This window comes from Blastococcus sp. TF02A-30 (assembly GCF_003319185.1).
Classification (GTDB): domain Bacteria; phylum Actinomycetota; class Actinomycetes; order Mycobacteriales; family Geodermatophilaceae; genus Blastococcus.
On sequence record NZ_QOHJ01000004.1, the window covers coordinates 448,868 to 466,830 of the forward strand.

Annotated in this window: 21 protein-coding genes; 3 read left to right on the top strand and 18 right to left on the bottom strand. The window is 74.7% G+C overall.

The annotated features are described in order from the left end of the window. Positions 1-4: 4 nt before the first annotated feature. The 13 genes from DQ241_RS11720 to DQ241_RS11780 form a co-directional block, all read right to left on the bottom strand. A complete protein-coding gene (locus DQ241_RS11720; protein WP_147252369.1) occupies positions 5-604 on the bottom strand; it encodes a TetR family transcriptional regulator in 600 nt (199 codons plus the stop codon). A 153-nt stretch (positions 605-757) separates the two neighbouring features. Beyond that, positions 758-1,522: a 3-oxoacyl-ACP reductase FabG gene (gene fabG, locus DQ241_RS11725; protein WP_113830330.1), complete on the bottom strand. Its 765-nt coding sequence runs from the start codon at positions 1,520-1,522 to the stop codon at positions 758-760. Positions 1,523-1,632: 110 nt separating this feature from the next. After that, entirely contained in the window at positions 1,633-2,052 is a 420-nt protein-coding gene (locus tag DQ241_RS11730) for a DUF350 domain-containing protein (protein WP_113830331.1), read from the bottom strand. A 42-nt stretch (positions 2,053-2,094) separates the two neighbouring features. After that, on the bottom strand, positions 2,095-2,553 hold the full coding sequence (locus DQ241_RS11735) for an ATP-binding protein (RefSeq protein ID WP_233492380.1): 459 nt from the start codon (positions 2,551-2,553) through the stop codon (positions 2,095-2,097). 6 nt (positions 2,554-2,559) lie between these two features. Continuing rightward, the gene (locus DQ241_RS11740; protein WP_113830332.1) at positions 2,560-2,820 is read right to left on the bottom strand and encodes a hypothetical protein; all 261 of its coding nucleotides are present in this window, start codon (positions 2,818-2,820) and stop codon (positions 2,560-2,562) included. Positions 2,821-2,932: 112 nt separating this feature from the next. Further along, the gene (locus tag DQ241_RS11745) at positions 2,933-4,234 is read right to left on the bottom strand and encodes an AI-2E family transporter (RefSeq protein ID WP_113830333.1); all 1,302 of its coding nucleotides are present in this window, start codon (positions 4,232-4,234) and stop codon (positions 2,933-2,935) included. A gap of 70 nt (positions 4,235-4,304) precedes the next feature. Then, positions 4,305-4,703 carry an ankyrin repeat domain-containing protein gene (locus DQ241_RS11750; protein ID WP_113830334.1) on the bottom strand — a complete coding sequence of 133 codons (399 nt, stop codon included), beginning with the start codon at positions 4,701-4,703 and terminating at the stop codon, positions 4,305-4,307. 10 nt (positions 4,704-4,713) lie between these two features. Then, on the bottom strand, positions 4,714-5,211 hold the full coding sequence (locus DQ241_RS11755; RefSeq protein WP_113830335.1) for a GNAT family N-acetyltransferase: 498 nt from the start codon (positions 5,209-5,211) through the stop codon (positions 4,714-4,716). Beyond that, the gene (locus DQ241_RS11760; RefSeq protein WP_113830336.1) at positions 5,211-5,963 is read right to left on the bottom strand and encodes a dienelactone hydrolase family protein; all 753 of its coding nucleotides are present in this window, start codon (positions 5,961-5,963) and stop codon (positions 5,211-5,213) included. The genes DQ241_RS11755 and DQ241_RS11760 overlap by 1 nt, the downstream gene beginning before the upstream one ends. A 3-nt stretch (positions 5,964-5,966) precedes the next feature. Beyond that, on the bottom strand, positions 5,967-6,512 hold the full coding sequence (locus DQ241_RS11765) for a hypothetical protein (protein WP_113830337.1): 546 nt from the start codon (positions 6,510-6,512) through the stop codon (positions 5,967-5,969). A gap of 87 nt (positions 6,513-6,599) precedes the next feature. Next, positions 6,600-7,121 (bottom strand): hypothetical protein, encoded by a 522-nt coding sequence (locus DQ241_RS11770; RefSeq protein WP_113830338.1) that lies wholly within the window; start codon positions 7,119-7,121, stop codon positions 6,600-6,602. Beyond that, complete coding sequence (locus DQ241_RS11775; RefSeq protein WP_113830339.1) at positions 7,118-7,705, bottom strand: hypothetical protein; 588 nt, start codon at positions 7,703-7,705, stop codon at positions 7,118-7,120. The genes DQ241_RS11770 and DQ241_RS11775 overlap by 4 nt, the downstream gene beginning before the upstream one ends. A 38-nt stretch (positions 7,706-7,743) precedes the next feature. Then, the gene (locus tag DQ241_RS11780; protein ID WP_113830340.1) at positions 7,744-8,211 is read right to left on the bottom strand and encodes a PPOX class F420-dependent oxidoreductase; all 468 of its coding nucleotides are present in this window, start codon (positions 8,209-8,211) and stop codon (positions 7,744-7,746) included. Between the two features lie 76 nt (positions 8,212-8,287). Here DQ241_RS11780 and DQ241_RS11785 point away from each other — a divergent pair, with 76 nt between their 5' ends. From DQ241_RS11785 to pabB, 3 genes are all read left to right on the top strand, one after another. Further along, the gene (locus DQ241_RS11785) at positions 8,288-9,613 is read left to right on the top strand and encodes an AI-2E family transporter (RefSeq protein ID WP_113830341.1); all 1,326 of its coding nucleotides are present in this window, start codon (positions 8,288-8,290) and stop codon (positions 9,611-9,613) included. A gap of 84 nt (positions 9,614-9,697) precedes the next feature. Beyond that, positions 9,698-10,654 carry a proteasome assembly chaperone family protein gene (locus tag DQ241_RS11790; RefSeq protein WP_113830342.1) on the top strand — a complete coding sequence of 319 codons (957 nt, stop codon included), beginning with the start codon at positions 9,698-9,700 and terminating at the stop codon, positions 10,652-10,654. Beyond that, positions 10,651-12,405: an aminodeoxychorismate synthase component I gene (pabB, locus tag DQ241_RS11795; protein ID WP_233492381.1), complete on the top strand. Its 1,755-nt coding sequence runs from the start codon at positions 10,651-10,653 to the stop codon at positions 12,403-12,405. The genes DQ241_RS11790 and pabB overlap by 4 nt, the downstream gene beginning before the upstream one ends. A gap of 3 nt (positions 12,406-12,408) precedes the next feature. On the opposite strand, the gene DQ241_RS11800 is transcribed toward pabB, so the two are convergent. From DQ241_RS11800 to DQ241_RS20590, 5 genes are all read right to left on the bottom strand, one after another. Further along, the gene (locus DQ241_RS11800; protein WP_199584422.1) at positions 12,409-13,746 is read right to left on the bottom strand and encodes an aromatic acid/H+ symport family MFS transporter; all 1,338 of its coding nucleotides are present in this window, start codon (positions 13,744-13,746) and stop codon (positions 12,409-12,411) included. Between the two features lie 174 nt (positions 13,747-13,920). Next, positions 13,921-15,582, bottom strand: coding sequence for a catalase (locus DQ241_RS11805; RefSeq protein ID WP_113830344.1), 1,662 nt, complete (start codon positions 15,580-15,582; stop codon positions 13,921-13,923). Beyond that, positions 15,579-16,064: a Fur family transcriptional regulator gene (locus DQ241_RS11810; protein ID WP_113830345.1), complete on the bottom strand. Its 486-nt coding sequence runs from the start codon at positions 16,062-16,064 to the stop codon at positions 15,579-15,581. The genes DQ241_RS11805 and DQ241_RS11810 overlap by 4 nt, the downstream gene beginning before the upstream one ends. A gap of 62 nt (positions 16,065-16,126) precedes the next feature. Next, complete coding sequence (gene purU, locus DQ241_RS11815) at positions 16,127-17,008, bottom strand: formyltetrahydrofolate deformylase (protein ID WP_113830423.1); 882 nt, start codon at positions 17,006-17,008, stop codon at positions 16,127-16,129. Positions 17,009-17,169: 161 nt separating this feature from the next. Then, a partial coding sequence (locus DQ241_RS20590; RefSeq protein WP_199584424.1) for an HNH endonuclease signature motif containing protein occupies positions 17,170-17,963 on the bottom strand: 794 nt, incomplete at its 5' end.

The window sequence follows — 17,963 nt, forward strand, 5'->3', positions numbered from 1 at the left end:
GTGGTCAGCGGGGGGCGGGCAGCCCGGCGGCGACGGCGTCGAGCGCCTCGTCCAGCAGCGCGGCGAGCGGGCCGCGGGCGGCAGGCCCGTGCCAGCGGGACAGGGCGACGCGCACCGCGCAGCCGAGGACGGCGGCGAGGAGCTGGGGGTAGAGGTCGCGCTCGGCGTCCAGGCCCGTGCGCCGGGCGAGGGCCTGCGCCATGCGCCGCTCGTTGGCCGCACCGAGCTCGACCAGGCGCGGCAGCAGCTCCTGGTCGGCGGCGATGACGGTGAGCCGCAGCTGCCAGTCCTCGCGCTCGGCCTCGACGACGGCGAGGTCGGCGTGCAGCGCGGCGCGAGCGGCGGCCAACGGGGGCAGCGCGGCGTCCTGCTGGTCGAGCAGCGTGCCGAAGCGGTCGTCGTCGGCCCCGTCGGGGCGCAGCAGCGCCTCCTCCTTGCCGGAGAAGTGGTTGAAGAACGTCCGGTAGGAGACGCCGGCCTCCGACGCGATCTGCTCGACCGTGATCGCGGAGAGGCCGTGCTCGCCGGCCAGCCGCAGCGTCGCGGCGGCCAGGGCACGGCGGGTGTCGAGCTTCTTGCGCTCGCGCAGGCCGGTCTCGGTCACCGGAGCACTCCACCACGTTCGCTGCACACTGTGCAACGTTGCACGCTGTGCAGTCAGTTACACCGAGCCCGGCCCAGAGACGGCGAGTGCGACGAACTCGTGGCGATCAGCGGGTGATGGCCACGAGTTCGTCGCACTCGGGGGTGGTGCGGCTCAGGCCTTGGGGCCACCGGCGGCGTAGACGACCTGACCGGAGATGAACCCGGCCCCCTCGCTGGCGAAGAACGAGGCGAGGTGCGCGATGTCCTCGGGCTGGCCGACACGGGCCACCGGGATCTGCGAGGCGGCGCCCTTGATGAAGTCGTCGAAGGGGATGCCGACGCGCTCGGCGGTCGCCTTGGTCATCTCGGTCTGGATGAAGCCGGGGGCGATGGCGTTGGCGGTGACGCCGAACTTGCCCAGCTCGATGGCCAGGGTCTTGGTGAAGCCCTGCAGGCCGGCCTTGGCGGTGGAGTAGTTCGCCTGGCCGCGGTTGCCCAGCGCCGAGGTGCTCGACAGGTTGATGATCCGGCCCCACTTGGCGTCGATCATGTGCTTCTGGGCCGCGCGGGTCATGAGGAAGGCGCCCCGCAGGTGCACGTTCATGACGATGTCCCAGTCGGAGTCGGACATCTTGAACAGCATGTTGTCGCGCAGCACGCCGGCGTTGTTGACCAGCACGACCGGCGGGCCGAGCTCCGCGGCGATCCGGTCGACGGCGGCCTGGACCTGCTCGGCGTCGCTGACGTCGGCGCCCACGGCCAGCCCCCGGCCGCCGGCCGCCTCGATGGCCTCGACGGTGCCCTTGGCCGAGCCCTCGTCCAGGTCCAGCACGGCGACGGCGAAGCCGTCCTGCGCCAGCCGGATCGCCGTGGCGGCCCCGATGCCGCGGGCAGCCCCGGTCACGATGGCCACGCGGGCCCCGTTCGACTCGCTCATGAAGGTTCCTCTCGTCTCGTCGCCCGGTCCGCGCCCGTGCGGCCGGCGAGCTGCTCGACACGTTACGGGCGGGCCCCGTGGCGGCCGTCACGAGGTCGGCGGCGTCGTCCTCAGGGCCAGATCGAGGCGACGATGATCGCCGCGACGGCCAGCTGGCCGGCCGCGCTGACCAGGCTGGCGGGGTGGAAGCGCACCTCGATCAGCGCCTCGCCCAGGCGGCCCGGGGTGACCAGGTTGAGCACCAGGAAGGCGACCGCCTGCAGCAGCACGCCGAGGACGCCGAACACCACGGTCCACCACAGCGCGCGGCCGAACCCGTCGGTGGCGTTCGTCCAGATGGTGGTGAAGGCGATCGCGCCCTGCCCGAGGAAGCCGGCGGCCAGCACGATCCCGGCGTTCACCGACCGCTCCTGGTAGATGTGCCGCCCCAGGTGGCCGGGGGTGAGCAGGTCGAGCGCCAGGAAGCCGAGCATCAGCAGCGCGATGCCCACCCCCGTGTACGCGGCTGCGTAGCCGATGCTGGCCAGCACTGGAGCGACCTCCGGGGTCCGGGTGGAACGGGCCTGCCGTGTCTACCGCACCGCCGGTCCGGGCGCACCCGGCGCCCCCGGGCGGACGACGTCGACGCGCGCGAAGCCCTCGTCCGTGGTCGGCGGCACGAACCGCGCCACCGCCGCGTGCAACCCGACCGGCGGTACGCGCGTCGCCTCGGGGCGGGCGTCGTTGCGCTCGCGGCAGAGCTCCAGCGGCGTGTCCAGCCAGACCGCGCGGACCGGCACCCCCGCCGACCGCGCCAGGGCGATGAGCGGTGCCCGCTCGGCCGGGGAGGCGTTCGTGTTGTCGACGACGACGCTGCGCCCCGCGGCGAGCTGCTCCGCCACCACCCGCTGCTGCCGGGCCTCGCGGCGGCGCGCCCGCGGCCAGTGGTCCTTGCTCACGACGGCGTGGGTGCCGGCCAGGTGCTGCGCGACCCAGCGTGACTTGCCCGCGCCCTGCAGGCCGACCACCACGACGACCTCCTGGCCGGGCACCCCGGTTCAGGCGGTGCGCCGCAGCGGCGTCACCGCGTCGTCCTCCAGCGCGGGACGCGGTGCGGGGTGCTCCACGAGCGCCAGCACCCGGCCGGCCATGAACCGCGCGGTGCGCACCGGCGTGCCGCCGCGGGTCACCTCGGTCACCTCGACGACGCCGCGGCCGTGGGTCACCTCGACCCGGCGGCCGGCGCGGGTGGCCGCGACGTCGTAGGTCCGCGTGCCGCCACCGGCGTCGATCACGATCTCGACCCGATCGCCCTTCATCCCTGCTCCCCTCCCGCAGGGCGGTCCGGCCCTGCAGTGGTGGAACGCCGCAGGGCCTGCGCCGATTCCGCCGCACGGACCGACGACGGCGCCCTGACCAGGGAGTTCGCGCTCAGGGAGCGGGATCGTCGTGCTTCTCCGGCGGCGTGGGGGGCTCCCCGTCCGGAGGCGGCACCGCCGCCGCGCGCCGGGGGTGGTGCAGCCGCTGGACGGCGGCCATCGCCGCCTGGCGGGCGTGCACGCGCTCCCGGCCGCGCGAGGTCCGGGGCGCGCGGGGCTCCTCCCGGAGGAACGCGTCCAGCCAGTGCCCGCGCGGGTCGACGTCCACGAGCAGCGCCTTCACCAGCAGGGTGAGCGGGATGGCCAGGAAGGCGCCCAGGGCCCCCAGCACCCAGCCCCAGAAGAGCACCGCGACGAAGGTGACCGTGGTGGACAGACCCACCGAGTCACCGACGAAGCGCGGCTGGATCAGCGTCTGGATGACGAAGTTCAGCCCGGCGTAGACCGCGACGATGACGCCGAACTCACCCCAGCCGCCGCCGAGCAGCCCGAGCAGCGCCGGCGGGGCGAGCCCCAGGACGAAGCCGATGTTCGGGATGTAGTTGGTGACGAACGCCAGCAGCCCCCACAGCACCGGCAGCGGGACGCCGAGCACCCAGAGGGCGATGCCGTCGCCGACGGCCACGATCGCGCCGAACAGGGTGCTCACCCACAGGTAGCTGCGGGTGCCGCGGACGAACAGGCCCAGGGCGATGCGCAGGTGCGGCCGCTCCTGGGCCACCAGCCGGAGCCGCAGGCCGAAGCCGCCGGACTCGATGACGAGGAAGACCAGCGCCAGCATGAGCAGGAGCAACGTGCTGCCCGCGTCGGTGAGGGCCGCGAACAGCCCGGTCGCGATGCTCACGACCTGGCCGTAGTCGATCTGCTCGACGAGGTCGGAGACCTGGCCGGAGACGATGCCGGCGTCGTTGAGGTCGGAGACCACCCCGTTGATCAGCGCTTCGGCCCGGTCGGCGTACGCGGGCAGCCGGTCCGCCAGCTGGCCGATGGAGACGATCAGCAGGACCACGAAGCCGAGCAGCACGCCCCAGACCAGGACGAGCAGCACGGTGGCGGCCAGCCAGCGGGGCAGCCCGGCCCGGCGCAGCCAGCTCTGCACCGGGGTCAGCGCGAGCACCACCACGAACGCCAGCAGCAGCGGCGCGATCAGCCAGGACAGCGCGCGGATGCCGGCGACCGCGACGGTGGCCGCGGCCACGCCGGCCACGAGCAGGAACCACCGCGGGATGCCGCTCGCGGGCGCGAGCGGCCCCAGCGCCACGTCGGGATCGGCGGAGGTGGCCGGCGATCCGGTCGTCGGGACGGCGTCGTCCGGCGCCGCACCGTCCGCGGGCACCTGCGGTCGCGCCGTCATGCCGTCCCCTCCCCGGTCGCCTCCGTGCGGAACGATGCCCGCCCGCGGGCGGCGGGGCCAGACGACACGGTCAGCGCGCGGCGTCGAGCAGCGCGGTCATCTCCTCGAGCTGGAAGAACTGCGCGGTCAGGCGCGCGCTCTGCCCACCGAGGTCGGGGTCGGCGCCGGCGGCCAGCAGCGCCCGGACGGCGTCGGCGGCCTGCTTGAACACGGCCGCGGCCAGCGGCGTCTGCCCGCGGTCGTTGACCCGGGCGTGGTCGGCGCCGCGTTCCAGCAGCGCGGCCACCGTGCCGCCGTGGCCGTAGTAGGCGGCGAGCAGCAGCAAGGTGTCGCCCTTGTCGTTGGTGAGGTCCACCGGGACGCCGGCGTCGAGGTAGGCCGCCAGCTCGTCGGTGTGCCCGAAGCGGGCGAGGTCGAAGACCTTCCCCGCCAGCTCGACGACACCGGGATCGATCGGTCCACTGCTCACGCCGTCCAGCCTAGGAGCCGTCGAGCGCGAGCTTGTAGCCCACGTGCGAGGCGGTGAAGCCCAGCCGCTCGTAGAACCGCTGCGCGCCGGACCGGCTGCGGTCGGTCGTCAGCTGGACCAGCGCGCAGCCGCTCCGCCGGGCCTCCGCCACGGCCCAGCGGAGCAGCGCCTCGCCCAGGCCGGCGCCGCGACGGTCGGCGCGCACGCGCACCGCCTCGATCTGCCCGCGCGACGCACCACCGCGGGACAGGCCCGGCAGGACGCTGAGCTGGAGGGTGCCGACGACGTCGTCCCCGTCGACCGCGACCACGAGCAGGTGGGCGGGATCGGCGGCGACCGCCGCGAAGGCCCGGAGGTAGGGCGCCAGCCCCTCCTCGGGTCGCTCCCGGCCGGCGCCCAGCGGGTCGTCGGCCAGCAGCGCGACCAGCGCGGGCACGTCGTCCGCGGTGGCGGCGCGCACGACGACGGGGCCGGCGCCGGGCAGCGGCCCCCACGCCACCCCGACCATCAGCGCAGCGCGACGCGGTCGGTCAGGGCCAGCACGTGCTCCCAGGCGTCGCGGCAGGCCTCGGCCCACTCGTCGTGCGCCCGGTCGAAGAAGGAGTGCGGGGCGCCCTCGTACACCGGCGCGTCCACCTCGGCGCCGGCCGCCCGCATCCGGTCGGCGAGCGCCAGCTGCTCGGCCACCGGCGTCGCCGCGTCGGCCCCGGCCACCACCATGACCGTGGGCAGGTGGGCCCGGTCCGCGGCCTGCCCCACGAGGGCCGGGCGGCCGTAGAACCCGGCGCACCCGGCCAGGTCGAGGTCCCCGCCGGACTGCCGCCAGGAGTGGCTGCCGCCGAAGCAGAAGCCGACGGTGACCACGGGCAGGTCCGGCCGCGTGCGCCGGCGCAGCTCCGCGACGGCGGCGGTCAGGTCGGCGTCGATGCCTGCCTCGGTGGTCTGGGGGACGTGCGGCTGCCAGTCGAAGTCCTCGCCGCGCGTGCCGGCCTCGGGGACGCCCGCCGTGCGCCCGAACCAGTCGACCGCCAGCGCCGCGACGCCGGCACGGGCGAACTGCTCGGCGAGCGCCGCGTAGAACGGGTGCAGCCCACGGATGTCCGGCAGCACCACGACCCCGACGCGGGCGTCGCCGGCCGGTGCCGCCCAGGCCGCGGAGAAGCGGGTCCCGTCGGCGGCGGTGAGGGTGAGGGGCTCCCGGTCACCGACCTCTCCGCTGCGCGGCGGGGCGGGCGGGCGGCTGTCGTGGTCGTGGCACACGGCTCAGGTGTCGGCCGCGTCGCTGGCCGCCTGGGAGCGGCCCCCGAAGATGCCGGCCGCCACCTCGCGGCGCGCCTCGGCCAGCCACTCGTGCTGGTCGTCGGCCTGGTCGATCAGCCGTTCCATGAGCGTCGCGTCCACCCGCCGGTCGGACTCGCCCAGGGCCCGCAGGGTCTCGAACCCCGCGCGCTTGGCCAGCACCGCGGTGGCGATGAACTCGAACTCGACGAGGTCGCTCAGCGGCGAGCGGCTCAGCAGCCGGCCGTTGAGCTTGACCCGGCTGAGCTTCTCCGCGACCCAGCTGGCGGCCAGCTTGTAGCTGCGGACGGGCAGCCCGAGCGACTCCATCGTCGACCGCAGCCCGGAGCGCTCCTCGCGCAGCTCGTCGAGCAGCTGCTCGAGCGGCTGCTCGTAGGACGTGCCGCGCCAGCGCCCGATCATGCGGCTGACCAGCTCGATGCCGCCGGTGGCGGCGGCGAGGTGGTCGTTGCAGTAGACCGTGAGCAGGTCGGGGTTCTGCAGCGCGCCGCCGGTGGACGACTCGGACACGGGGCCTCCTGGGGACGACGGACGGGACGGCCGGCTCTCGGCGGTCATTGTCGTCGCCCCGTGATCACCGCGCGCGGTGGCGCCCGGTCAGCCGCGCAGCAGCACCGCGACACCGGCGCAGGCGGCGGCCCACAGGGCACTGGCCAGGGTGCCGACGATGAACCGTTCCGCCGCGGCCGACGAGGCCCGCAGCTCGGAGAACCGGCCGAGGCCCTTGACCGCGAAGACCACCGCCAGCCCCTCGGGCCAGCCGGCCAGGAGCGTGCCGGCGATCGCCGCGCGCTCCAGCGCCCCGATCCACGCCCCGCCGCGGAGGATGTCGGGGTCCTGCGGACCTCCGGAGACGCCCACGGCCGCGGGATCGGCGGCGTTCAGCACGCCGGTGGCGACCGGGCTGCCGCCGGTGACCGCCGCGAGCACGGCCAGCACCACCGCCGCGCCGGTCACCGCGCCGGAGGACTCCCCCGCCGCCCACGCGCTCGACCCGGTGGCGGCGAGGAGCAGCGCCATGGCGCCGGCGGCGGCGATCGGCCGCCGCTGCCCGGCCACCGCGAGCACCAGCCCGGCGGCCCCGGTGACGCCCAGGAGGACCAGGGTCAGGACGCTCATCCGGCCGCCCGTGCCAGCAGCCGGGCCGCGGTGGGCCGCAGGTCGCGCTCCAGCTCCCACAGGCCGGCGGCGAGGCGCTGCCCCACGGCCTGCCGCGAGATGCCGAGCTCGGTGGCGGCCTGCGCCTGGGTGCGCCCGCCCTCCACCAGCTCGATCGCCTCCCACGCCTGGTCGCTGCGCCGCTCGACGACGACCGCCAGCGCCGACAGCACCGCCTGGGCGTCGCCGGCGTCGGCCGGGACGGCGCCGCGCACGGCGAGCCGGGAGGCGCGCTGCTTCGCGGCGTCGACCGCCCGCCGGGCGCTGAGGAACGCCGGCCCCGCGCCCGCCCGCGTGCTGGGGGGCAGCGGCGTCTGCACGGGTCCGGCGCCCACGCCGATGCTCCACCCGCCCTCGCGGACCAGCCGCAGCACGACGTCGACGACGACGTCGGGTTCGGCGAGCACGCCCTGGAACTCGTCGCCCGCGGTGCGCTCGAAGGGCAGCACCGCGGGGACCGCCGGGTTCAGCAGCCGCAGCACGTCACCGACGCGGTCGGGCGAGCGGCGGCTGGCCCGCTGGTCCACGGTCAGCACGTACGGCATCCCGCAAGGTTGTCACCTTTCCCTGGCTTCCGCAAGGCTCAGAGCTTGTCGAGTACCTCGGGCGGAAAGCCCCCGGTGGCGATCGGGCCCCAGGAGGTCGGCGTGATGCGCAGCAGCGACTTGCCCTGCCGGGTCATCGCCGCCCGGTACTCGTCCCAGTCGGGGTGCTCACCGCTGATCGAGCGGTAGTACTCGACCAGCGGCTCGAGGGCCTCGGGCAGGTCGAGCACCTCGGCCTCGCCGTCGACCTGCACCCACGGCCCGTCGAAGTCGTCGGACAGCACGCACACCGAGACCTGCGGGGCCCGCCGGGCGTTGGCCGTCTTCGCCCGCTGGGGGTAGGTCGAGACGACGACGCGTCCCTCCGCGTCCACCCCGCAGCTCACCGGCGACATCTGCGCGCCCCCGTCGCGCCGGCGCGTCAGCAGCACCGCCTTGTGCCGCGGTCGCAGGAACTCCAGCAGTGCGTCGCGGTCGACCCGGTCGGCGGTGGCGGCTCTCGGCATGGCCCGACGCTACGACGCAGGTGTGACACCCGCCGCCCGACCGGTCCCGGGGCCGGAGCTGTGCTGAGATCACGGCATGAGGCTGCGCCTACCTGGACGACCCGCCCGCCGGGACGACGCCGCAGCACCGGCGCCGTCGTCCTCCGGCGCGACGCCCGCCCCGAGCACCGGCGTCGTCGACGCACCGGTGACCGACGGCGTCACCGGCGTCGCCACCCAGGCGCCGGCGCCCGTGGAAGGACGCGGCGTGCGACTGCAGGCCGCCTCGCGCACGCTGGCCACCGTCGCCGCCCAGTTCCTGCTGGTGGCCGCCGCCGTCGTCGTGCTCGGCTACGTGCTGGGCAAGCTGTGGGTCATCCTGCTGCCGATCGTGCTGGGCCTGCTGATCGCCACCGTGCTCTGGCCGCCCACGCGGTTCCTGCGCCGGCACCGCTGGCCCCCGGCGGCGGCCGCGGCCCTGGTGCTGGTGGCCTTCCTGGCCGCCCTCAGCGGCATCGTCGCCGCGATCGCCCCGTCGGTGGCCGACCAGGTCACCGAGCTCGCCGACCAGGCCACCGCCGGGCTCCAGGACGTCCAGGAGTGGCTGCAGGGCCCGCCGTTCAACTTCGGCGAGGACCAGATCGGCGACGCCGTCGACTCCACGATCAACTCGATCCAGGGCAACGCCCAGGACATCGCCGGCTACGCGGTCACCGGCGTCTCCGCCGTCGGCAACGGGCTGATCAACCTGGTCCTCGCGCTGGTGCTGTGCTTCTTCTTCCTCAAGGACGGCACGCGCTGGGTGCCGTGGCTGGCCGCGCAGACCGGGCCGCGTGCCGCGCGGCACGTGACCGCGCTGTCGCAGAAGACGTGGTCGACCCTGTCGGAGTTCATCCGCCAGCAGGCGTTCGTCGGCTTCATCGACGCCTTCTTCATCGGCATCGGGCTCTGGATCCTCGACGTCCCGCTGGTCATCCCGCTGGCGGTGCTGACCTTCTTCGGCGCGTTCATCCCGATCATCGGTGCGTTCGTCGCCGGCGCCTTCGCCGTGCTCATCGCGCTGGTCGACCAGGGCTTCACGACGGCGCTGATCGTGCTGATCATCGTGCTGGTGGTCCAGCAGCTCGAGGGCAACGTGCTGCAGCCGATCATCCAGGGCCGCGGCTTCAACCTGCACGCGGCGGTGGTCATCCTCGCCGTCACCGCCGGGGGCAGCCTCGCGGGCATCATCGGCGCCTTCCTCGGCGTCCCGGTGGCCGCGCTGATCGCCGTCGTCTACCGGTACTGCCGCGACGAGCTCGACGGCCGCCACCCCGAGGTCCAGGACGACGGCACGCGGGCGACGATCACCGGCGACGAGAGCGGCGCGGTGGTCACCGAGGAGCCGGCGCAGCCGGGGCCGTCGGGCCCGGCCACGAGCTGACCCGCGTGGGGGACCCCGGGAATGCCGCGGCGTCCCCCACGGCTTCAGCGGTAGTGGTTCCCACGTCGACGGAGGTATCGCCCGGTGGACCGGTCCCCTGAGGAGCTCGTGGAGCTGCTCCCCGCGGCGGAGCGCTTCCTCGCCCGCGAGGCGGCGGTGACCGAGCCGGGGCAGCGCCGCGGGCTGGTGCTCGTGCACGACCTGGCCGGCGACTTCGACGCCGCGCACGCCGGCGCGCTCGCCGGTGCGCACCTGCTCGCCTCGCTCCCGAACGAGCTGATCGCCCGCTTCGACGCCGACGCGCTGGTCGACTACCGGGCCCACCGCCCGCGGATGACCTTCAGCGGCGACCGCTACGAGGCCTTCGCCGCGCCGGAGATCTCCCTGCACGCGCTCGAGGACGACGCCGGCGAGCCGTTCCTGCTGCTGCACGGGGCGGAGCCGGACTACCGGTGGGAGCGCTTCGTCGCCGCGGTCTCCGCCCTCGTCGAGCGGCTCGGTGTCACCTCGGTGGTGGCGCTCCAGGCCATCCCGATGCCGGTGCCGCACACCCGGCCGGTCACCGTCACCGCGCACGCGTCGCGCCGCCAGCTGATCGAGCCCTATCCCGTCTACTGGGGCGAGATGCGGATCCCGGGCAGCGTCTCGGCGCTGCTCGAGCTGCGGCTCGGCGAGCAGGGGGTCGACGCGCTGGGCGTGGCCGCGCACGTGCCGCACTACTTGGCGCAGACCACCTACCCGGCGGCGTCCCTCTCGCTGGTCGAGCACCTCGAACGGCTCACCGGGCTGCACCTGCCCACCGAGACGCTCCGCGAGGCCGCCGAGGCCCACCGCACCGAGGTGGACGCGCAGATCGCCCGCTCCTCGGAGAACACCGCGGTGGTCGCCGCCCTGGAGCAGCAGTACGACTCCTTCACCGCCGCACGCGAGGGCAGCGACCTGCTCGGCGGCGCCGGCGAGGTGCCCAGCGCGGAGGAGATCGGCGCGGAGTTCGAGCGCTTCCTGGCCGACCAGGACCGCAAGCGGCCCCGCGGGGAGTGATCCCGCCGGGCGCCGTCCGGGCGCGCGTCGACGACCTGCCGGCCGGGACGGCGCTGGAGTTCCGCGCGCCCACCCGGGTCCTGGTCGCCGAGGCGACGGCGGACGTCGTCCCGGTGCTGGCCGAGGTCGAACGGGCCACCGCGGGCGGGTCGTGGGCCGTGGGGTACGTCGGCTACGAGGCGGCGGCCGGGCTGGACCCCGCGCTGCCGGTGCACCCACGCGACGAGGACGCTCCCCCGTTGGCGGTGTTCGCCCTGTGCGACCGCGCCGAGCCGGTCGCGCCGATCGCGCCGCCGCCGGGCCTGGCGCGCGGCTACTCCGTCGGGCCCTGGCGGCGGGGCTGGAGCGAGGAGGGCCACCGGGCCGACGTGGAGCGGGTGCGGGCCCGCATCGCGGCCGGCGAGACCTACCAGCTCAACCTCACCACCCGGCTGACCGCGGACGTCTCCGGCGACCTCGAGCAGCTGTACGCCGACCTGGCCTGGGCCCAGCGCGGCGCGCACGCCGCCTACCTCGACCTGGGTCGCTGGGTGGTGGCCAGCGCCAGCCCGGAGCTGTTCGTCGAGTGGTCTCCCGGGCGCTTGCTGACCCGCCCGATGAAGGGCACCGCCCGCCGCGGTCGCGACGCCGCCGAGGACGCCCGCGCCCGCGCCCGCCTGCTGGCCAGCGACAAGGAGCGGGCCGAGAACCTGATGATCGTCGACCTGCTGCGCAACGACCTGGGCCGGGTGGCCGAGGTGGGCAGCGTCGCCGTCCCGGCGCTGTTCACGGCCGAGCGGTACGAGACGGTGTGGCAGCTGACCTCCGACGTCACCGCCCGCCCGGCGCCCGGCACGGGGCTGGTCGAGGTGTTCCGCGCGCTGTTCCCCTCCGGTTCGGTCACCGGGGCACCCAAGCACCGGAGCATGCGGCTCATCCGCGACCTCGAGCCGGGGCCGCGGGGGGTCTACTGCGGTGCCGTCGGCGTCGTCGCGCCGCCGGGCCACCCGTGGCGGGCGCGGTTCAACGTCGCCATCCGCACGCTCACCGTCGACCGCGGCACCGGGACGGCGACGTACGGCACCGGCGGCGGCATCACCTGGAGCTCCGATCCCGCCGCGGAGCACGCCGAGCTGCTGGCCAAGACCGCGATCCTCGCCGAGCCGTACGAGGAGTTCGCGCTCCTGGAGACGATGGCGCACCGGACCGGCACGGGGGTGCGCGACGTCGACCGGCACCTGGACCGGATGGCGGCCTCCGCGGCGTACGTCGGCTTCCCGTTCGACCGGGCCGCCGCGGTGGAGCTCCTGGAGCAGGTGGACGGTCCCGCGCGGGTGCGGCTGCTGCTGCACCGCGACGGCGCGGTGGCGGTCACGACGTCACCGCTCCCGGAGCCGGCCGACGGCCCGGTGCGGCTGGCGGTCGACGACCGGCCGGTCGACACCGGCTCCCCGTGGCTGCGGCACAAGACCACCCGCCGGGGCGTCTACCGCGACGCGGCCGCCCGGCACCCGGACGCCGACGACGTGGTGCTGGTCGACGAGCGCGGCCGGGTCACCGAGACCACGATCGCCAACCTGGCCGTCTGCCTGGAGGGCCGGTGGTGGACTCCCCCGCTGGACGTCGGCTGCCTGCCCGGCGTCGAGCGCGGCCGGCTGGTCGAGAGCGGCGAGCTGGCCGAGCGGGAGCTGACCGTCGACGACCTGCACCGGGCGGAGGCGCTGGCCGTCGTCAGCTCGCTGCGCGGGTGGCGGCCCGCCGTCCTGGACTGACCGTCAGGCCGGGACGTGGTCCCGCCGCCGCGCGGCGGTGAGCGCGAGGGCGCCGATCGCCCCGACGACGGCGAACACGTAGAACCCCCAGGGGAAGGCGGTTCCCGCGCTGACCAGCGCGCCGGTGATGACCGGGCCGACGATGGCGCCCAGCCGCCCGGCGCCGGCCGACCAGCCCAGCGCCGTCGCGCGGACCTGAGGCGGGTGGTTGGCGCTGACGAAGGCGTAGACCAGCACCTGCGCGCTGAAGACGAAGCAGCCGGTGAGGAAGCACATCAGGTACAGCCCGGCGGTGGGCAGCTCGATCGACAGCAGCGCGAGGAACACCGCGCCCGACGCGAACCAGATCGCGCCGGCGGTGCGCGCCCCGATCCGGTCGGCCACCCCGCCGGCCACGACCAGGCCGACGATCGCGCCGACGTTGAGGACCAGCAGGAAGGCCAGCGAGTCGCCGAGGTCGTAGCCGGCCTCCCGCATGATCGTCGGCAGCCAGTTGTTCAGGCCGTAGACCAGCAGCAGGCCCATGAACGAGGTGATGCCGATGACCAGGGTGTTGCGCAGGTAGCCGCCGGTGAACAGCGTGCGGACCGTCGCGGCGGCGCCTCCGGCGGTCGTCTCGCCGGCGCCCGGGGACACCGGCGCGGCGGCCGGCTCCAGGGTGAGCCCGTAGCGGTCGGCGACCTCCTGGGCCTCGGCCCGCCGGCCGTGCGCCACGAGGTAGGCGGCCGACTCCGGCAGGTGCCGCAGCATCAGCGGCACCAGGACCAGCGCGGGCAGGGCGCCGATCACGAACATCCAGCGCCAGCCCAGGTCCTCGATCACCACGATGCCGAGCGCGGCGGTGGCGACCGCGCCCACGTGGTAGCCGGTCATGATCGTGGTGGTGGCCCGCCCGCTGCGGCCGGCGCGGGTGAACTCGTTGACCATCGCGATGGCCGTCGGCAGGCAGCCGCCCAGCCCCAGGCCGGCGAGGAAGCGCAGCGCACCGAACGTCCAGGCGTTGGGCGCGAAGGCGCAGAGCAGGGTGAAGACGGAGAAGGCGACCACCGCGCCGATCAGCGCCTTGCGGCGGCCGACGACGTCGGTGAGCGTGCCGATGGTCAGGGCGCCGATCATCATGCCGATCAGGCCGACCGTGATGACCGTCGTCGCGCCGCTGCCGGACAGCCCGTACTCCTCGGGCGTGCGCAGGGTGGGGATGACGGTGCCGACGACGACCAGGTCGAAGCCGTCGAGCAGCACCGCGACCCAGCACAGCGGGGCGACCCACGCCGCCGCTCGTGCCGTGCCGCCGGTGCGTGCGGTGCCCGGTGACCCGGTCCTTGATGAGCTCGCGCTCACGTCGTCTCCCTCGGCTGGTGGTGCGGTCGGCCGACGCTAGGTTCCCGCGCGGCGCTCGGACGAACCGGCATCCACCCACCGGAAGACCGCAGGAGCGGCCCCGCCGGCCGACCGCGAACGGCGACGGGCCGCGACCGGGAGTCCCGGTCGCGGCCCGCCGCGGTGGTGCAGGTGTTACGCGACGACCACGTGCTCGTTCGGCACGCAGTGCGTCATGTCCTTGCCGGTCACGTCGCGCGGGCCGTTCTTGCCGAGGTTGGCCGCACGGGCCAGCTCGTCCTCGTTGAGGGTCTGCGTCTGCAGCGGCTCCAGGCCGCGGACGTCGTCGGCGGTGATGCCGAGGGCGTCGCCGACCCGCTGGCCCCACTCGTCGTCGCACATGAAGAAGTGCCACACCATCCGCTCCTGGATGTCGCGGCGGCACTGCTCGAGGGCACCGACGAGGTTGGCGACCAGCTCGTCCTTCTCCCACTGCTCGGAGAGCTGGTAGCGCTCCCCGGCCTGCTGGTAGTCGTTCGTGCGCGGGATCCGCTTGCGGGTGAGCCGGCCGGTGATGACCGGGCCCTGCTCGTCGTGCGTCGGGTACTCCGCCTCACGCAGACCGCCCAGGATCGACGGCTCGTAGTTCACGTGCGGGTTGGTGCCCTCGGCGCGGTCCACGCCGTAGGCCATGGCGCCGTCGCGCTGGTTGGTGGCGACCCGGGCCTTCGGGGCGTTCACCGGCAGCTGCAGGTAGTTCGGGCCGACGCGGTAGCGCTGGGTGTCGGAGTAGGAGAACGTCCGGCCGACCAGCATCTTGTCGTCGGAGAAGTCCAGCCCGTCCACCAGCACGCCGGTGCCGAAGGCGATCTGCTCGTTCTCGGTGAAGTTGTCCACCGGCATCCGGTTCAGGGTCATCGTGCCGACCTTGCGGACCGGGAAGAGCTCCTGCGGCCAGGTCTTGGTGTCGTCCAGCGGGTCGAAGTCGAGCTCGGGGTGCTCGTCGTCGCTCATGATCTGGACGTACAGGTCCCACTGCGGGTGGTCGCCCGCGGCGATGGAGTCGTGCAGGTCCTTGGTGTGGGTGCCCAGGCTCAGGGCCTGCGCGGCCGACGCGTCGGCGGCGCCCCAGGACTTCACGCCCTCGCGGGGGTACCAGTGGTACTTGACCAGCACGGTCTCGCCCTGCGCGTTCACCCACTTGTAGGTGTTCACGCCGAAGCCCTGCATGTTCCGGTAGTTGGCCGGCGTGCCGCGGGGGCTGAAGACCAGCGAGATCATGTGCATGGCCTCGGGGGTCTGGCTGAAGAAGTCGAAGGCGCGCTCGGCGACGCTGGCCTCGAAGGTGACCGGGTCCGGCTTCTGCGAGTGGATGAAGTCGGGGAACTTGATGGCGTCCCGGATGAAGAAGACACCCAGGTTGTTGCCGACGAGGTCCCAGTTGCCGTCCTCGGTGTAGAACTTCACCGCGAAACCGCGGGGGTCGCGGGCCGACTCGGAGGAGTCGCGGCCGCCGGCCACGGTGGAGAACCGGACGGCGACGTCGGTGCGCTTGCCCTTCTCCTGGAACAGCTTGGCGCGGGTGTACTTCGAGATCGGCTCGTCGCCGACGGTGCCGTCGGCCTCGAAGTAGCCGAACGCGGTGATGCCGCGGGCGTGCACCACGCGCTCCGGGATGCGCTCCCGGTCGAAGTGGCTGATCTTCTCGAGGAACTGGTAGTTCTCCAGGGTGGCGGGGCCGCGGGCGCCCACCGTGCGCTGGTTCTGGTTGTCGTAGACCGGGTGACCCTGACGGTTGGTCAGGACCGGGCGGTCGGCCTCGCTCGGGGCCGGGCCCTGCGATGCGACGTCGGTCATGCTCGTGTTCCTCCTCGGTTGTGGTGCTGTGCCTGCGCTGGCGTTCCGGTGGCGAGGACCTGGCGGTCCTCGCTCCGGCAGGTGGAGCAGAGCCCCCAGAACACGACCTCGGCCTCGTCGACGACGAAGCCGGCCGTGTCCGACGGGCTCAGGCAGGGGGCCGCCCCGACGGCGCAGTCGACGTCCGCGACCGCGCCGCACGAGCGGCACACCAGGTGGTGGTGGTTGTCGCCCACGCGCAGCTCGAACAGCGCGGGGGCCCCGGCCGGTTCGATGCGGCGGGCCAGCCCGACGGCGACGAGCGCCTTGAGCACGCCGTAGACCGCCTGCGGGGACAACGACGGGTGCAGTTCGCGCGCGCCGGTGACGATCCGGTCGGCGTCCGCGTGCGGGTGCTCGGCGAGGACGCTGAGCACCGAGAGCCGGGGACGGGTGACCCGCAACCCGGCCTGGCGCAGCTGGTGCGCCCACGTCGTCTCCATCGGGGTCCACCCAACCCTGTTTTCTTGACTGAGTCAAGACAAGGCGGCCCCGGAGGGTCGGATCAGGCGAAGACGATCGTGCGGTCGCCCTCGACGATCACGCGGTCCTCGACGTGCCAGGTGACGGCCTGGGCCAGGACCTGGCGCTCGACGTAGCGGCCCACCCGGCGCATGTCCTCGACGGTCGCGCGGTGGTCGACCCGGGCCACCTCCTGCTCGATGATCGGGCCGGCGTCGAGCTCGGGGGTCACGTAGTGCGCCGTGGCCCCGATCAGCTTCACGCCGCGGTCGTGCGCCGCCTGGTACGGGTTCGCGCCGACGAACGCCGGCAGGAAGCTGTGGTGGATGTTGATCAGCCGCTCCGGGAACCGCGCGCAGAACTCCGGCGACACGATCTGCATGTAGCGGGCGAGGACGACGAGGTCGACGTCGCCGATCAGCTCCAGCGCCCGGGCCTCCGCCTCGGCCTTGGTCGCGGGCGTGACCGGCACGTGGTGGAACGGGATCCCGGCGCCCTTGGCCACCGGCTCGAGGTCGGTGTGGTTGGAGACGACCGCGGTGATCTCCGCCCGCAGGTCGCCGGCCCGGACCCGGTAGATGAGCTCCTGGAGCACGTGGTCGGTCTTGCTGACGAAGACGGCGAGGGTCGGCCGGTGCGTGGCCTCGGTCAGCCGCCAGGTCATCCCCCACTGCCGGGCCAGGAGCTCCAGCGCCCCCTCCAGCTGCGGGCGCCGCGCGGCCAGCTCCGGCAACACGAACTCCAGGCGCAGCGTGAAGGTGCCGCCGAGCGGGTCGGAGGAGTGCTGCTGCGACTCGGTGATGTTCGCTCCGACGTCGGCCAGCAGCCGCGACAGGACGGCGACGATCCCCGGCTGGTCGGGGCAGCGGACGACCAGCCGCCCGACGTCGGTGGTGCGGGGATCATGCGGGCCTGCGACGGACATGCGCGGAATGGTCTCATTCCGGTCGACCATGATCATCGCCACGGGCGCCCGACCACCCACCCGGCGGACCCGCCCATCCCCCGCTCGCGCAGCGGCCATCTGCCACGGCGCACCGTCGGCGCGCCGGCTCCAGCCCTCCGGGATCAACGCCGTTCCCGCCGTCAGAACGGTGGCGGGGTGTGGTCCGGTGGTGGTGCCGGTGGCGGGGGCAGCGCGGGTCGGTCGCGCAGGCCCGGTGGCCGGGTGCTGCGGGTGATGCCGGACGGGGTGGTGACGGTGAGCGTGCCGTCGGGGGCCATCGCGAAGCGCCAGCCGCGGGCGAAGGTCTTGAGCCGGTGGTGGGTGCGGCACAGGCAGCACAGGTTGTCGCAGCCGGTGCGCCCGCCGCAGTCGTGCGGGACGACGTGGTCCAGGTCGGTGCGCCCGGCGGGCCGGGCGCAGCCGGGGTGGCGGCAGGTGCGGTCGCGCAGCCGCACGAACCGCTCCTGCGCCGCGGCGGGCGCGTAGCCGTTCCGGTCGGCCGGCGCCCACAGCTGCGGGCAGGCGCAGGCCGCGTCGCGGCCGTGCGCTCGGCAGCCGCGGGCGGCCAGCCGGGCCAGCTCGGCGGGGGTGGCGGTGGCCAGCAGCGCGCCGTGCTCGTCGGTGATCGCGACCGCCAGGCTGCCGCCGGGCGGGGCCTGCAGCCCGAGCCCACCGAGCTGGGCGAGCAGCTCGCGCAGGTGGGCGGCGGTGATCGGCTGCCCGCCCACCGCCGGCCCGCACTCCCCCGCCGCTCCGGACCGCCCCGCCCCGCCCGGATCAGCGGCGGCGGCCCGCGCACCGCCGGTACCGGTCAGCGCCGGCAGCGGGGCCAGGACGGTGACGTGCCCGGTGAACCCGGCACCGTCGGCACCACCGGGGTTCAGCACCAGCGCGGCGTGCGCCTCACCGCGCAGCACCCCGATCGGCCGGTCAT

What these genes read in the sequence shown, in the direction of transcription:
- fabG (WP_113830330.1), bottom strand. Translation starts at nt 1,522, where the DNA reads ATGAGCGAGTCGAACGGGGCCCGCGTGGCCATCGTGACCGGGGCTGCC.
- DQ241_RS11740 (WP_113830332.1), bottom strand. Translation starts at nt 2,820, where the DNA reads ATGAAGGGCGATCGGGTCGAGATCGTGATCGACGCCGGTGGCGGCACG.
- DQ241_RS11745 (WP_113830333.1), bottom strand. Translation starts at nt 4,234, where the DNA reads ATGACGGCGCGACCGCAGGTGCCCGCGGACGGTGCGGCGCCGGACGAC.
- DQ241_RS11755 (WP_113830335.1), bottom strand. Translation starts at nt 5,211, where the DNA reads ATGGTCGGGGTGGCGTGGGGGCCGCTGCCCGGCGCCGGCCCCGTCGTC.
- DQ241_RS11770 (WP_113830338.1), bottom strand. Translation starts at nt 7,121, where the DNA reads ATGAGCGTCCTGACCCTGGTCCTCCTGGGCGTCACCGGGGCCGCCGGG.
- DQ241_RS11775 (WP_113830339.1), bottom strand. Translation starts at nt 7,705, where the DNA reads ATGCCGTACGTGCTGACCGTGGACCAGCGGGCCAGCCGCCGCTCGCCC.
- DQ241_RS11780 (WP_113830340.1), bottom strand. Translation starts at nt 8,211, where the DNA reads ATGCCGAGAGCCGCCACCGCCGACCGGGTCGACCGCGACGCACTGCTG.
- DQ241_RS11785 (WP_113830341.1), top strand. Translation starts at nt 8,288, where the DNA reads ATGAGGCTGCGCCTACCTGGACGACCCGCCCGCCGGGACGACGCCGCA.
- DQ241_RS11805 (WP_113830344.1), bottom strand. Translation starts at nt 15,582, where the DNA reads ATGACCGACGTCGCATCGCAGGGCCCGGCCCCGAGCGAGGCCGACCGC.
- DQ241_RS11810 (WP_113830345.1), bottom strand. Translation starts at nt 16,064, where the DNA reads ATGGAGACGACGTGGGCGCACCAGCTGCGCCAGGCCGGGTTGCGGGTC.
- purU (WP_113830423.1), bottom strand. Translation starts at nt 17,008, where the DNA reads ATGTCCGTCGCAGGCCCGCATGATCCCCGCACCACCGACGTCGGGCGG.